General features: G+C 60.4%; 12 protein-coding genes. 6 read left to right on the top strand and 6 right to left on the bottom strand.

Translation table 11 applies throughout. The features are described from left to right. Positions 1 to 20: 20 nt before the first annotated feature. Entirely contained in the window at positions 21 to 1949 is a 1929-nt protein-coding gene (locus HQ912_RS02470) for an ATP-dependent DNA helicase RecQ (RefSeq protein ID WP_173406431.1), read from the bottom strand. Positions 1950 to 2200: 251 nt separating this feature from the next. Here HQ912_RS02470 and HQ912_RS02465 point away from each other — a divergent pair, with 251 nt between their 5' ends. Together HQ912_RS02465 and HQ912_RS02460 are read left to right on the top strand one after the other, a co-directional pair. After that, positions 2201 to 3265 carry a S8 family peptidase gene (locus HQ912_RS02465; protein ID WP_173406430.1) on the top strand — a complete coding sequence of 355 codons (1065 nt, stop codon included), beginning with the start codon at positions 2201 to 2203 and terminating at the stop codon, positions 3263 to 3265. A 148-nt stretch (positions 3266 to 3413) separates the two neighbouring features. Beyond that, positions 3414 to 3767 (top strand): DUF1493 family protein, encoded by a 354-nt coding sequence (locus tag HQ912_RS02460; protein WP_047226847.1) that lies wholly within the window; start codon positions 3414 to 3416, stop codon positions 3765 to 3767. Between the two features lie 170 nt (positions 3768 to 3937). Here HQ912_RS02460 and HQ912_RS02455 read toward each other — a convergent pair whose 3' ends face one another. The 3 genes from HQ912_RS02455 to HQ912_RS02445 all read right to left on the bottom strand — a co-directional run bounded on the left by HQ912_RS02455 (position 3938) and on the right by HQ912_RS02445 (position 7117). Further along, on the bottom strand, positions 3938 to 5482 hold the full coding sequence (locus HQ912_RS02455; RefSeq protein WP_047226846.1) for a phosphoenolpyruvate carboxykinase: 1545 nt from the start codon (positions 5480 to 5482) through the stop codon (positions 3938 to 3940). A gap of 178 nt (positions 5483 to 5660) precedes the next feature. Continuing rightward, positions 5661 to 6563 carry an Hsp33 family molecular chaperone HslO gene (gene hslO / locus HQ912_RS02450; protein ID WP_173406429.1) on the bottom strand — a complete coding sequence of 301 codons (903 nt, stop codon included), beginning with the start codon at positions 6561 to 6563 and terminating at the stop codon, positions 5661 to 5663. A 149-nt stretch (positions 6564 to 6712) separates the two neighbouring features. Next, entirely contained in the window at positions 6713 to 7117 is a 405-nt protein-coding gene (locus HQ912_RS02445; protein WP_047226844.1) for an RNA-binding S4 domain-containing protein, read from the bottom strand. 251 nt (positions 7118 to 7368) lie between these two features. Between HQ912_RS02445 and HQ912_RS02440 the strand changes: the two genes are divergently transcribed. Together HQ912_RS02440 and rimK are read left to right on the top strand one after the other, a co-directional pair. Next, positions 7369 to 7833, top strand: a complete 465-nt coding sequence (locus tag HQ912_RS02440; RefSeq protein ID WP_171061301.1) for an ATP-dependent zinc protease — start codon at positions 7369 to 7371, stop codon at positions 7831 to 7833. After that, positions 7830 to 8735 (top strand): 30S ribosomal protein S6--L-glutamate ligase, encoded by a 906-nt coding sequence (rimK, locus tag HQ912_RS02435; protein ID WP_047226843.1) that lies wholly within the window; start codon positions 7830 to 7832, stop codon positions 8733 to 8735. The genes HQ912_RS02440 and rimK overlap by 4 nt, the downstream gene beginning before the upstream one ends. Positions 8736 to 8857: 122 nt before the next feature. On the opposite strand, the gene HQ912_RS02430 is transcribed toward rimK, so the two are convergent. Both HQ912_RS02430 and ompR read right to left on the bottom strand, forming a co-directional pair. Then, positions 8858 to 10171 carry an ATP-binding protein gene (locus tag HQ912_RS02430; protein WP_047226842.1) on the bottom strand — a complete coding sequence of 438 codons (1314 nt, stop codon included), beginning with the start codon at positions 10169 to 10171 and terminating at the stop codon, positions 8858 to 8860. 113 nt (positions 10172 to 10284) lie between these two features. Next, the gene (ompR, locus tag HQ912_RS02425) at positions 10285 to 11025 is read right to left on the bottom strand and encodes a two-component system response regulator OmpR (RefSeq protein WP_025211284.1); all 741 of its coding nucleotides are present in this window, start codon (positions 11023 to 11025) and stop codon (positions 10285 to 10287) included. 355 nt (positions 11026 to 11380) lie between these two features. On the opposite strand from ompR, the gene HQ912_RS02420 reads away from it, so the two are divergent. Together HQ912_RS02420 and HQ912_RS02415 are read left to right on the top strand one after the other, a co-directional pair. Continuing rightward, positions 11381 to 13705 (top strand): Tex family protein, encoded by a 2325-nt coding sequence (locus tag HQ912_RS02420; protein ID WP_107323092.1) that lies wholly within the window; start codon positions 11381 to 11383, stop codon positions 13703 to 13705. Next, complete coding sequence (locus HQ912_RS02415) at positions 13705 to 14031, top strand: PaaI family thioesterase (RefSeq protein ID WP_173406428.1); 327 nt, start codon at positions 13705 to 13707, stop codon at positions 14029 to 14031. Before HQ912_RS02420 ends, HQ912_RS02415 begins: the two co-directional genes overlap by 1 nt. Positions 14032 to 14075 lie beyond the last annotated feature (44 nt).

The raw sequence follows: 14075 nt of genomic DNA, 5'->3' as shown, positions 1-14075 counted from the left end.
ATTCATCGGATGGATGCGGATTACAAAGCCGCTTGAACCCAGCGGCGAACTTCGGCGTACGGGTAATCCTCCAGCTGCGCATATCCTGGAATCGTCCGTGCCTTCAGTTTGGTGAACAACGGCACGCTGATGCCGCAGAGGAACCGGGTCACCCGCTCCGCAGAGGGTGCACTGCCGGTATGCTGCTCGTGCCTGTTGATAAAGTCGCCACACAGTGCGTTGAAGTCTCTGTCCACCAGTACTGGTAATGGTGGTGGCTCCGGCAGACGGGCAACGTGTCCATGGCACACCGAACAATGACCACAGCGCTGCGGTGCACTTTCATCGCCGAAATACTGGGCCAACCGATAACCGAGGCAATGATCGGTGGCGAACAGTTCGAGCATCGCGTGGATCCGCGCGATCTCCCCACGCTCGTGCCGGGTGAAATAGTCGTGCAACTCTGCACTCAGTGCCTGAACGTCGAACCCTGCTTCAAGCACGTTATACACCTCGGTCATCTGTTTGCTTTCCAGCTCGATCCAGCCCTTTTCCTGAAAGTAATCCAGCGCCTTGACCACGCGGTTCCGCTCGGCGTGATACAGCTGGTACATCCCGTCGAAATCCACCGTGGCCCAGGTACGAGCACGGCTGGAGGTCTGGATGATGGCCGAGACGAACGCCTGACGCTCCCCTTCGAAGTGCTCGAGCAATGCCTGCGGCTCGATCAGAAACTTGAAGCGATACTCCGCGAAATAGGCATAACGCGGCGCGATCAGCCGGCGCAGTTCCAATTGCACCAGCAGCGTCTTGAGCGGCAGTTGCCGGATGTTGCTCTTGTCCGCCAGCGGCCCCAGCAAAAACTCCCATTGGCCATCGGCAGCTGCAGCCTTCAACTCATCAAGCACGCACCGAATACCCGCCAGCTCCGGCGTATCGCCATAAACAAAGTTTTCCAGCACGTTGAGGCTGTCACGGTTGGCCAGGACCAGACAATCGGACGGTAACCCGTCACGCCCCGCCCGGCCGATCTCCTGGCTGTAGTTCTCGATGGATTTAGGCAGGTCGAAATGCGCCACGTTGCGGATATCACTCTTGTCGATACCCATGCCGAAGGCGATGGTCGCAACGATGCAATTGCACTGCCCGCCCATGAACCGGCGCTGGATGGCTTCGCGTTGTTCATGAGGTAAGCCGGCGTGATAAGCCTGGGCCTCAATCCCATGCTGGCTCAGGTGCTCGGCAATCTGCTCGGCGGTTCGCTGCAAGGTGACATAGACGATGCTCGGCTGCCCGGCTCGCTCGCCCAGCCATTGCACCAGTCGCCGCCGTTTATCCGCGCCGCGCACCGGTTCCACCAGCAGGTTGAGGTTAGGTCGATAGAAGCCGGTGGTGACCACATCGTCGGGGGCGATGGCGAACTTCGCCTGCATGTCCGCGATGACTTTGGGCGTTGCGGTGGCCGTCAACAGCAACACCTGGGGAATGTCGAACTGACGCTGGTAGTCGGGGAGCTTGAGGTAGTCGGGACGAAAGTTATGCCCCCATTCGGAGATGCAGTGGGCTTCATCTACCACCAGCAACGAGATCGGTACCTGCTGCAGGAAATTGCGAAAGCGCTCGTTCTTCAGCCGCTCCACCGAAATCATCAGAATCTTCAACTCGCCCGAACGGGCCCGTGCCATGACCTCGCTGGCTTCGTCACGACGCTGGACTGAATCGATACTCGCCGCCGCAATGCCATGGCGATGCAGGAACGCCAGTTGGTCCTGCATCAGTGCCAGCAGCGGCGAGACCACCAGGGTCAGATGCGGTAATAGCAGGGCCGGCAATTGATAGCACAGGGACTTGCCCGAGCCGGTAGGAAAAATGGCCGCTGCCGACCGACCGGCAAGTACTGCGCTGACGGCAGCTTCCTGACCGGGGCGAAACTGCGGATAACCGAAAACCTGTTCCAGGGTGCTGTGCATAGGCGGTCACTCCTTGACTGCTGCGATGCCAAAAGCCTAGCCGGACGGCGCAGGGAGTCGAGAAAAGGTTTGGGGGGAAAGCGATACCGGATGATACAGCCTCAGCGCCTTTGTGCTTTGCCATGAGGCGATACAAATCCAGGCACTTTGATGCCTCGTTCCCGTTTCGCTTGCAAGGTAAGGTGCGCCATCCACTCATGCGTTACAGGCCTGGAAGCCTGGCGCTCAAGACTCCGTTCAAGGACTGAACCATGTCACATCCATTTTCCGCGCTACGCACCCTGGCGCTAACGTCGGCCTCACTCCTGGCCGGTTGCTTGACCATCCCAGCACAACCCGACATGCGAACCACCGTGTTCGAAACACCGGAATACCGCGCCCAGCAAGGTCTGGCCATCGTCAAAGCCTCAGCTCTGTATGCCCGGGGTGGCACCGGCCGGAACGTGACCGTGGCGCTGATCGACTCTGGACTGAACAGCAGGCTGACGGAGTTCGAGGGCAGGCTGGGTGACCCCGGATTCGACCATGTCGAAAACCGTCCCGGTACCCTTGACCGGGTCGGGCACGGCACGCAAATGGCCGGTATCCTCGCCGCCAACAAGGACGATCAGGGCATGCATGGCATCGCGTTTGAGGCCAGGTTGATCCCCTTCCGTTTCGGCGACGACAACGAACCGTTTTTTTTCGACAGCGAAATCGCACAGTCCTGGCAAAGCGGTTTCGACAAGGGCGCGCGCCTGTTCAATAACTCGTGGGCCAACGCCATCCCCGCCACCGAAATCACTGAAGCACGTTACAACCAGGTGATGCCCGACTCCCTGACCGCTGCCCGAAAACTGGTGGAAGACGGCGCCGTATTTGTCTTCCCGACCGGCAATGAGCTCAAGCGCGAGCCCTTGGCCGAACCTGGGTTACCGGCAGCATTGCCGGAACTGGAGAAAGGCTGGATCGCGGTCGTGGCGTTGAAAAACGATGGCAGTACCATCAATGGAAAATCCAACTATTGCGGCGTCGCAGCCGCCTGGTGCATCGCCGTACCCGGCGGCGACGCAGGTCCACAGGCAGGCCTGCTTACCGTGGGCAAGGATGGCCGTTACGTGCAAACCGCCGGCACATCCCCGGCCGCCGCGTTGGTCAGTGGCGCACTGGCCGCGCTGCAAAGCCTCTACCCGCAGCTCAACGCACAGCAAGTGCGCGAACATCTGCTGGCGACAGCCAACCGCACTGGCATCTACGCCAACAGCGAAGCCTACGGCAGAGGGTTGATGGACCTTGAGGCGGCCTCACGACGCGCCCCAGGACCGCTGGCTGACTGAATCAGGAGCCGCTACCGCTCGCGGCTGTCGAAGCCTCCCGGACAGTTCCTAGACGGTCGTGGGATATTTCTTCTTTTTCCAACGGGCAAAGATTTCGCCCTAAACTTTCCACCTATACAGACGCCACCCTCACCCCGGACATTTTTTCATGTACCTCGCCCCAGATTTTCCTGACGACCACGCCATGCGCCAGCTCATGGAACTGCTCCATGAAGAAATCGGCCTGCCGGAGCGCAAGACAATCCGTCTGGACACCGCCATCAATCTCGACTTGGGCTGTGACGGCGCGGACGCTCGGCATCTGATGGAAGCATTGGAGGAGCGGTTCGCCCTTGACCTCATTGACTACGACGCGTACCGCTACTTTCAGCCGGAAGGATTTGATGTGTTTCAAAAGCGCAGGGCCAAGGGCCGTGGCAGCAAGGTGCCACTGACCATTGGGATGCTCTACAAGGCAATCAAGGCTCAGCGCTGGGAGACGCAGGAAGTGGAAGGGGTGTAGCCGAACGGCACGCATTAAGTGGCATTATTCTGGCTGTTTACCGTGATTCCAGGTGGAATAATGGCTGCTTTCGAGCCGGGAGCAGCACAGCATTGCATCCGCCCCCTCAAAACCCGTCCATAAAAAAACCGCCCTGAAAAGGGCGGTTTTTTTCATTCGCGAACCAAGCCTTACAGCTGCGGCCCAGCGGCCTTGATCGCGTCGCTCACTTCAAACTTCTTGAAGTTCTCGATGAACAAGCCAGCCAATGCTTTGGCGGCTTCGTCGTAGGCAGCCTTGTCGGTCCAGGTGTTGCGTGGGTTCAACAGGCCAGTCTCAACGCCCGGAACAGCCAACGGCACGTCCAGGTTGATGATGTCCAGGTGCTCGGTTTCAGCACCGATCAGCGCGCCGCTCTGAATTGCCGCGATCACCGCACGGGTGGTCGGGATGTTGAAGCGCTTGCCGACGCCGTAGCCACCGCCGGTCCAGCCGGTGTTGACCAGGTAGACCTTGGAGCCGAAGCCGCGGATACGCTTGATCAGTAGCTCAGCGTATTCACCGGCAGGACGTGGGAAGAATGGAGCGCCGAAGCAGGTGGAGAACGTCGACTTGATGCCGCTGCCCGAACCCATTTCAGTCGAGCCCACCAGTGCGGTGTAACCGGACAGGAAGTGGTAGGCCGCTTGTTCTTCACTGAGGATCGACACCGGCGGCAGTACGCCGGTCAGGTCGCAAGTCAGGAAGATCACTGCGTTTGGCTCGCCACCAAGGTTTTTCGGTGCGCGTTTTTCGATCAGTTCACGCGGGTACGCGGCGCGGCTGTTCTGGGTCAGGCTGTCGTCGGCGTAATCGGCTTTCTTGGTGACCGGGTCCAGGACGACGTTTTCCAGTACGGCGCCGTGCTGGATGGCTTTCCAGATAACCGGCTCGTTCTTCTCGGACAGGTCGATGCACTTGGCATAGCAACCGCCTTCAATGTTGAAGACCACGCCAACACCCCAGCCGTGCTCGTCATCACCGATCAGGTAACGGCTTTCATCGGCGGACAGCGTGGTTTTGCCCGTGCCCGACAGACCGAAGAACAGGGTTACATCGCCCTCTTCGCCCATGTTGGCGGCGCAGTGCATAGGCAGTACGTCAACCGCTGGCAGCAGGAAGTTCTGGACGGAGAACAGCGCTTTCTTCATTTCACCGGCGTAACGCATGCCGGCGATCAGTACTTTCCTGGCCGCGAAGTTGATGATCACGGTGCCGTCGGAATTGGTGCCGTCGCGCTCAGGCTCGCAGACGAAGTTCGGCGCGTTGAGAATCTGCCATTCATCCTTGCCACCGGCGTTGTACTGCTCGGGGTTGATGAACAGGCAGCGGCCGAACAGGTTGTGCCAGGCAGTCTCGGTGGTCATCTTGACCGGCAGGTAGTGCGCAGGGTCGGAACCTACATGAACATGGGAGACAAAACGCTCACGCTCGCCCAGATAGGCTGCTACGCGGTCCCACAGGGCGTCGAACTTGTCGGCCGGGAACTTGCGGTTGATCGGGCCCCAGGCAATGGCGTCCTGGGTGGTCGGCTCTTCAACGATGAAACGGTCAACCGGTGAACGACCGGTACGATGACCGGTGCGAACAACCAGCGCGCCAGTATCGGCAAGCTCGCCTTCACCGCGACTGAGGGCTTCTTTGACCAGATCATCGACACTCAGATCGGTGTACACGGCGTTATTGGCTTGCGTCATGAGATTCCCCGTCGGCCTGTGGCCGAGTGCTCCAAACGTTTTGTAGTAGGAAGTCGCGCACTACTACCCGAAAAAAGTGGGCCGGATTATGCCAGAAAAGCCCAAAAAAAGTAGGGCCCTCCCGTCAGTACGGCGTAAATCCGGCGTTTGCCAGGAGATTTACCTGCGCTGAACCGTTTTAGTGACGAGTATCTGACGGTGTGTCGACACCCGCACCGGCGAACAATTGGGCGATGTCCGCAGCGTCGAACAGGTAGCGCTCGTTGCAAAACTGGCAATCGATCTCGATGGCGCCACCATGCTCGATCACCAATTGCTGCGCATCTTCCAGACCCAGACTGACCAGCGCATTGCCGGAACGTTCACGAGAGCAGCTGCATTGGAAGCGCAACGGCTGAACGTCGAACAGGCGGACCTGCTCTTGATGGTAGAGACGATGCAACACGGTTTCGTTGTCCAGGCTCAATAGCTCATCGGCGCTCAGGGTGCTGGCCAGAGCGGTGATGTGCTGCCAGCTGGCGTCACGTTCTTGCGGGTCGCGAAGGCGATCGGCGGGCAACTGCTGCAGCAGCAAACCACGGGCACGCCGCCCGTCGGCATAGAGCCAGAAGCAAGTGTTGGTCTGTTGCGACATGACGAAGTAGTTGGTGAAGCATTCAGCCAGAGACGTGCCATCGAGATCGACAATACCCTGGTAGCGCTTGCCGTGGGTTGGATCGACCGTCAGCGCCAGCACGCCATCGGGCATCATGTCGGCCAGGGTCGCGTCGGGGGCGATCTGCTCGGCGTGATAACGGGCCAGGCCACGGATCTCGCGTTCGCTGGAGCATTCGATCATCAACAATGGCACCGGGCCTTCGGAACGGGCCTGGAGAATCAGCAAGCCATCGAATTTCAAGGTGCCGACCAGCAGCGCCGCAGCCGCCATCAGTTCACCGAGCAGTTGGGCGACCGGTTCCGGATAGGGATGCTTGGCAAGAACTTCGGCGTAGCTACGCTCCAACGCCACCAGTTCGCCACGAGTGTCGCTGTCATCGAAGATGAAGCGTTGGGTGTAGTCGGTATCCGGCAAATCAGTCATAGGGTCTGGTATCTGAGGTGATGACAAAGGATGACGGGCATTTTATGGACATTCCGGGTGGGTTCCAAGCAAGGCCAGGGTTTGTCGGACGGGATGGGGCTGACTGCGCATCCGAGCCACAGGCACTGCGGCCTCAAATTGCCGATCTTTTATTCGCTATTGCTGCCATGAAACTTGAACAGATCCCGACGCTGCTTCTTGCTGGGCTTGCCATCGGTGCTGACCCCCAAGGCGCCGGCCTTGCGCTGGGCGGCTGCGGTTTCGCGCCGGGCGATACTGGCTTCGGTCTCGCGATACAGCGCCTGCGCTTCCGGCGCGCCGCGGCGCACGATCGACAGGGCTTGGACAACCACGGTTTTTTCGTCGAACCCGGTGCGAATGACATATTCGTCGCCGATGCGAGGCTCCTTGCCCGGCTTGCAACGTTCGCCCCGGTGATGGACCTTGCCGCTTTCGATGGCGGTCTTGGCCAGGGCGCGGGTTTTATAGAATCGCGCTGCCCACAACCATTTATCGAGACGGACCTTGTCGTCTTCTTCCTTTTTTTGTGCCACTGCAATTCCTCTTTCAGCCAATAGTCAGAACTGTACTACCGTTTTTGTCGAGCGCACGAATTCGGTCCGACAGATAGAATGTCGGCCGAACTGACTTGCGGCACGATGCGGGCCGGTATCGGTTACGAGCGGAAACAGGTGTGTAGATAACTGTCGCCATTTTGTGATTATTCTGCGTGAATACCGCGATTCGCGGGCTCCACGATCCGATGTACTGATCGCAGGTTTTTTTATTGAAGACTTTTGACCATCTGACCGTTGTCGGTCTACGCGAGTGGGTGGCGCTCCCGGATCTGGGTGTCGCGGGCCTGCGGGCAAAAATCGACACCGGCGCCAGCACCTCCAGCCTGCACGCCACCGACATCGAGCCGTTCGAGCGCGACGGTGAAAAATGGGTGCGCTTCACCGCGCATCTGGGAACGGTGGTGCAGTTGCGCCATCGTCGCTGCGAAGCCCCATTGGTGGCGCGCAAAACGATAAAAAGCTCCAACGGCCACGCCCAGGTTCGCTACGTGATCAGCACGACGCTGGCACTGGGGGATCGGATCTGGCGAGTCGAGTTCACGCTTGCCTGCCGCAAGTCCATGCGATATCGCCTGTTATTGGGTTCCAAAGCCTTGATCGACGGCCAGTTGGTGGTCAATCCGGGCATCAAATACGTTCAAGACAAGCCGGTGTTCCCGGTGTCCACTACCTCTGCCACAGGTGTTGCATGAAGATCGCTGTGCTGTCGCGTAATCCGCGTCTGTATTCCACTCGTCGCCTGGTTGAAGCCGGGACCGAACGTGGCCATGAAATGGTGGTGATCGATACCCTGCGCGCCTACATGAACATTGCCAGCCACAAGCCGCAGATCCACTACCGTGGCAAGCCGCTGGAAGGGTTCGATGCGGTGATCCCGCGCATCGGTGCGTCGGTAACGTTCTATGGTTGCGCCGTGTTGCGCCAGTTCGAAATGATGGGAGTATTTCCCCTCAATGAGTCCGTGGCCATCGCCCGCTCCCGGGACAAGTTGCGCTCGCTGCAATTGTTGTCGCGCCGTGGGATCGGCTTGCCGGTGACCGGTTTTGCCCACTCTCCCGACGACATTCCCGACCTGATTGCCATGGTCAACGGCGCGCCACTGGTCATCAAGGTGCTGGAAGGCACCCAGGGTATCGGCGTAGTGCTGTGTGAAACCGCGACGGCCGCCGAGTCGGTGATCGAAGCGTTCATGGGCCTGAAGCAGAACATCATGGTCCAGGAATACATCAAGGAAGCCGGCGGCGCGGACATTCGCTGCTTCGTGGTCGGCGACAAGGTGATCGCTTCGATGAAGCGCCAGGCCAAACCCGGGGAATTTCGCTCCAACCTGCATCGCGGCGGTAGCGCGAGCCTGATCAAGATCACGCCGCAAGAGCGCATGACTGCCCTGCGCGCCGCTAAAGTCATGGGCCTGGCCGTGGCGGGTGTAGACATCCTGCGTTCCAATCACGGGCCGCTGGTGATGGAGGTCAACTCCTCGCCGGGCCTGGAAGGGATCGAAACCACCACGAGCAAGAACGTGGCGGGGATCATCATCGAGCATCTGGAAAAAAACGGCGGGCCGAACATGACCCGGACCAAGGGTAAGGGTTAACTCATAGGTGGGAGCGAGCCTGCTCGCGATGGCGGCGTGTCAGTCAACATCAATGCTGCTGATCCACTGCTATCGCGAGCAGGCTCGCTCCCACATCAGTTCTTGAGCAAACGGGTGTATCCCTATACCGCATCCCTAGGCAACAACAGCCCCAACGGCAACCTCACCCGCGCTTCCAGACCACCGCCGGCGCGGTTGCGCAATTCGACATTGCCGCCGTGCATCGAAGCGATGCGCTTGACAATGGCCAGGCCCAATCCCGTGCCTTTTCCGCCCCGGGCACGGTCGCCCCGGGTGAAGGGGTTGAAAATGGCTTCCAGTTCCGACGGATCGATCCCGGCACCACGGTCCATGACGCTGAGCACCACATAAGGTGCGCTGGTATCACCGGAAACATAAGCCGCCACTTCGACGCCCGTGCCGGCGTGATTCAAGGCATTGCCGATCAGGTTGTTCAGCAATCGCTTCATCGACACCCGGCGCAGCGGGAACGGCTGGATCGGCTCCAGGCGCAGGTGCACTTTTTCGCAGTTCTGGTTATAGGGCGCGGCCACTTCCCGTACCAGCTCGCTGAGATCGACTTCTTCCACGGACTCGTCCCGACCGTCGCGAATGAACGCCAGGAACTGATCGAGAATCGCGTCCATGTCTTCGATATCGCGGACCATTTCATCGGTCAGGTCGGTGTGCTCGCCCATCAACTCCAGCGACAGCCGTAAACGGGTCAACGGTGTGCGCAGGTCGTGGGAGACGCCCGCAAGCATCAGTTCACGCTCGCGTCCGGCCTGCTCGACGTCCTCGGCCATCTGGTTGAAAGCGCGGTACACCTCGGTCATTTCACTGGGAGTGTCGCTGATGGGCAATCGCACGCTACGGCCCTGGCCCAATTGTCGGGCCGCGTAGACCAGACGCTTGAGCGGCTGATTGAGCTGGCTGACGAAGATCCACGCCGAAGCGGTCGACAACAGGCCGATGGCCAGGAACCAGCCAAGCACGTTCCAGATTTTCTGGCCGCGCAACGGGTGGGGGTACAACGGTACCTTCAACCAGCCATCCCCCAGGCTCGGCGCACGGACCCACAGCGCCGGAGGCGAGTGCATACGCAAGCGCACTTCGGTATCGGCGCCGAGTTCGTCCTGCATCTGCCGTTGATAGATCTCGCTGTAAGGCCAGTGTTGTTCGCCTTCCGGCACGCCAGCGCCAACCACCCGGATCAGGGTCGCCGCTTCGGCGATCTTCTCCCGGTTGGCTTCGTCGGCGGCCCAATAGGCTCGAAGGGTCAAGGCAACGCCGTGGCTGTACTGCCGGTCCACCAGCACATCTTCGTTCATCAGCAAGTAGACGAGCGTCAGTGCCTTGGAAAAGAGCACGACAATCAGCACCAGCCAGAGGGTGCGGGAGAAGAAGCTCTGGGGGAACCAAACGGGGGTTTTCATGAATAGCCGCTACACACTTGCAGGAGCGAGCGATGCTCGCACAATAACGGACCGCGAGTCGCCTGCAGGAAGAAATTCAACCCGCCAGGCCACCCGCTCCTACAAATCACCGATCACTTGCTGGCGGCGCCATCCGGCACGAATACATAACCCACGCCCCAGACAGTCTGGATATATCGCGGCTTGGAAGGATCAGGCTCGATCATCCGGCGCAGACGGGAAATCTGCACGTCGATGGATCGCTCCAGCGCATCCCATTCACGGCCACGGGCCAGGTTCATCAGCTTGTCGCGGGTCAGCGGCTGACGGGCGTTCATCACCAGGGCCTTGAGCACGGCGAACTCACCGGTGGTGAGCATGTGTATTTCATCGCCGCGCTTGAGCTCGCGAGTGGCCAGGGACAGTTCATAGTCGCCGAAGGTCACGCTTTCATCTTCGCTGCCCGGGGCGCCAGGCACCGGGGCCGACTGACGACGCAACACCGCCTTGACCCGGGCCATCAGCTCGTCCGGGTTGAACGGCTTGGCCAGGTAATCGTCAGCGCCCAGTTCCAGACCCTTGATACGGCTCAGCTCATCGCCCTTGGCCGTGAGCATGATGATCGGGATCTGGTTGTTCGCGCCACGCAGGCGACGGCAGGCTGTCAAACCGTCTTCACCTGGCAGCATCAGGTCGAGGACCACCAGGTTGAAGACCTCACGGGCCAGCAGCCGATCCATTTGCTCGGTGTTCGGTACGGTGCGGGCACGGTAGCCCTTGCTGACGAAAAAGCGCTCCAGCAGGCTGCTCAGCCCCGGATCGTCGTCAACAATAAGAATTTTTTCGCCTTCAGCAGTTTGTGCAGTGCTGCTCATAGGAAGCTCCTTTGATCTCGGCGCGCATTATGGCCTAGCTGCCGTTATACGCACCGTGTGCATTGTTAGCAGATTTTTCCTCTATCTCCAGTCATCCGGGTATCGAGCCTACAGACCACGACGCCCCCTAAGAACGCAACGCTGGTTATAATGCGCGGCCTTTTGTGCCAGGGAATGTCGGATCGTGATCCCGACCCATCGTTTTTTCCCTTGCCAGGCAGCACTTTCTGAATTTCGCGGGTCAACAGGCAGCCTTTTGACCCAGGCAGCGGCGCACGCCAGGCCGCTCAACCAGTCTCGCCGAGCCCGGTTTCTGCGGTGACGAGTCTGATTTCACAATTTTTCAGGTGGTTTTATGGACAGCATCAACAGCCGCATCGCCGAGGAACTCGGCGTACGCCCACAACAGGTCGAAGCGGCCGTCGCGCTACTGGATGAGGGCTCCACGGTGCCCTTTATCGCCCGTTACCGCAAAGAAGTGACCGGCAGCCTCGATGACACTCAATTGCGTCATCTGGAAGAGCGCCTGCGCTACTTGCGAGAACTCGACGAGCGGCGCGTCAGCATCCTGGCCAGCATTCAGGAACAGGGCAAGCTGACCCCGCAACTTGAGCGTGACATCAAGCTGGCCGACACCAAGACCCGTCTCGAAGACCTGTACCTGCCCTACAAGCAAAAACGCCGCACCAAGGGCCAGATCGCCCTGGAGGCCGGCCTCGGCGAGCTGGCCGACGGCCTGTTCAACGACCCGACCCTGTCCCCGGAAACCGAAGCCGCGCGTTTCGTCGATGCCGAAAAAGGTGTGGCGGACGTGAAAGCCGCGCTGGAAGGTGCCAAGTACATCCTTATGGAACGCTTCGCCGAAGACGCCAACCTGCTGGAAAAACTGCGCAATTACCTCAAGCAGGAGGCTACCCTCAGCGCCCGCGTGATCGCCGGCAAGGAAGAGGAAGGCGCCAAGTTCCGCGACTACTTCGAGCACGACGAACCGCTCAAGAGCATGCCGTCCCACCGCGCCCTGGCAATTTTCCGCGGCCGCAACGAAGGCATTCTCAGCTCCGCGCTGAAGGTGGGCGATGAGTTGCCCGGCACCATGCACCCGTGCGAAGGCATGATCGGCCAGCAGTTCGGCATCCAGAACCAGAACCGCGCCGCCGACAAATGGCTGGCCGAAGTGGTGCGCTGGACCTGGAAGGTCAAGCTCTACACCCACCTGGAAACCGATCTGCTGGGCGAGCTGCGCGACAACGCTGAGACAGAAGCGATCAACGTCTTCGCTCACAACCTGCACGACCTGCTGCTGGCCGCACCGGCCGGGCCGCGCGCCACCCTGGGCCTGGACCCGGGCCTGCGTACCGGTTGCAAAGTGGCCGTGGTGGACTCCACCGGCAAGCTGCTGGACCATGCCACGGTCTACCCCCATGTGCCGCATAACAAGTGGGACCAGACCCTCGCCGTGCTCGCCGCGCTATGCGCCAAGCATTCGGTGGACCTGATCGCCATCGGCAACGGCACCGCCAGCCGGGAGACCGACAAACTGGCCGCCGAACTGATCAAGAAATACCCGACCATGAAGATGACCAAGGTCATGGTTTCCGAGGCCGGCGCTTCGGTTTATTCGGCGTCGGAACTGGCCTCCAAGGAGTTCCCGGACCTGGACGTGTCGATTCGCGGGGCGGTGTCCATCGCCCGTCGCCTGCAGGACCCGCTGGCGGAACTGGTGAAGATCGATCCGAAATCCATCGGTGTCGGCCAGTACCAGCACGACGTTTCCCAGTTGAAACTGGCCCGGGGCCTGGACGCCGTCGTGGAGGATTGCGTGAACGCCGTGGGCGTGGATGTGAACACCGCTTCGGTAGCGCTGCTGGCGCGCATCTCGGGCCTCAACGCCACGCTGGCGCAGAACATCGTCACCCACCGCGACGAACACGGTGCGTTCAAGACCCGCGCCGCATTGAAGAAAGTCCCGCGCCTGGGTGAAAAAACCTTCGAACAGGCCGCCGGCTTCCTGCGGGTCATGAACGGCGACAACCCGCTGGATTCGTCGGCTGTCCACCCTGAGGCCTATCCGCTGGTGCAACGCATCGCCGCCCAGACCGACCGCGACATCCGTTCGCTGATCGGTGACGCCGCGTTTCTCAAGCGCCTGGACCCGAAAAAATTCACCGACGAAACCTTCGGCCTGCCCACCGTGACCGACATTCTTCAGGAACTGGAGAAACCCGGCCGCGACCCACGCCCCGAGTTCAAGACCGCCGAGTTCCAGGACGGCGTCGAAGACCTCAAGGACCTGCAGCCGGGCATGATCCTCGAAGGCGTGGTGACCAATGTCACCAATTTCGGTGCCTTCGTCGACATCGGCGTGCATCAGGATGGTCTGGTGCACATCTCCGCCTTGTCGGAGAAGTTCATCAAGGATCCGCGCGAAGCGGTGAAGGCCGGTGATGTGGTGAAAGTGAAGGTCATGGAAGTCGACATCCCGCGCAAACGCGTCGGTCTGTCGATGCGCATGAGTGACACACCGGGCGAGAAGGTCGACGGTGCCCGCGGCGCTCGTCCGGGCTCGACACCGCGCCAGTCGCAGAACACCGCGCCGCGCAAGGAAACCGCCACTGCGGCCCCGGCGAACAACGCCATGGCCTCGCTGTTCGCCAACGCCAAGCAGTTGAAGAAACGCTGATGGACGCGCCAGCCGGGTTGGTGGAAAGCGCGTTTTTCAAGCTGCTCGGCTGCCGTCTGCACAGCCTGGGGGACGGGGTGGCGCAAGTCGCCCTGAGCCTTGAGCCACCGCTGCGCAACCGTGGCGGCAAGCTGCACGGCGGCGCGCTGTTCAGCCTGGTGGACATCGCCATGGGCCTGGCTTGTTCCAGTGTCCACGGCTTTGACCAGCAGAGTGCGACGGCCCGGGTCATCCACCCGGGTCGGCGCACGCTGGTGGTTGAGGCCGAGGTGATGCAAGGCGACAAACTGGTCGCAAAAGCACAAGGCACGTTCGCAGTCCTATAGCTCCCTGTCATCGATTTGGGTTAATTTCGGCGCTGCGAATGCGG

The sequence above is a fragment of the Pseudomonas sp. MPDS genome, from assembly GCF_013283895.1.
Taxonomy (GTDB): Bacteria; Pseudomonadota; Gammaproteobacteria; order Pseudomonadales; family Pseudomonadaceae; genus Aquipseudomonas; species Aquipseudomonas rhizophila.
The sequence above is the reverse complement of the archived record's forward strand: the minus strand, read 5'-3'. Positions and strand labels throughout refer to the sequence as shown.

Excerpts from the sequence above, each read along its gene's own strand:
- HQ912_RS02470 (WP_173406431.1), bottom strand. The coding sequence starts at position 1,949 with ATGCACAGCACCCTGGAACAGGTTTTCGGTTATCCGCAGTTTCGCCCC.
- HQ912_RS02465 (WP_173406430.1), top strand. The coding sequence starts at position 2,201 with ATGTCACATCCATTTTCCGCGCTACGCACCCTGGCGCTAACGTCGGCC.
- HQ912_RS02460 (WP_047226847.1), top strand. The coding sequence starts at position 3,414 with ATGTACCTCGCCCCAGATTTTCCTGACGACCACGCCATGCGCCAGCTC.
- HQ912_RS02455 (WP_047226846.1), bottom strand. The coding sequence starts at position 5,482 with ATGACGCAAGCCAATAACGCCGTGTACACCGATCTGAGTGTCGATGAT.
- hslO (WP_173406429.1), bottom strand. The coding sequence starts at position 6,563 with ATGACTGATTTGCCGGATACCGACTACACCCAACGCTTCATCTTCGAT.
- rimK (WP_047226843.1), top strand. The coding sequence starts at position 7,830 with ATGAAGATCGCTGTGCTGTCGCGTAATCCGCGTCTGTATTCCACTCGT.
- HQ912_RS02430 (WP_047226842.1), bottom strand. The coding sequence starts at position 10,171 with ATGAAAACCCCCGTTTGGTTCCCCCAGAGCTTCTTCTCCCGCACCCTC.
- ompR (WP_025211284.1), bottom strand. The coding sequence starts at position 11,025 with ATGAGCAGCACTGCACAAACTGCTGAAGGCGAAAAAATTCTTATTGTT.
- HQ912_RS02420 (WP_107323092.1), top strand. The coding sequence starts at position 11,381 with ATGGACAGCATCAACAGCCGCATCGCCGAGGAACTCGGCGTACGCCCA.
- HQ912_RS02415 (WP_173406428.1), top strand. The coding sequence starts at position 13,705 with ATGGACGCGCCAGCCGGGTTGGTGGAAAGCGCGTTTTTCAAGCTGCTC.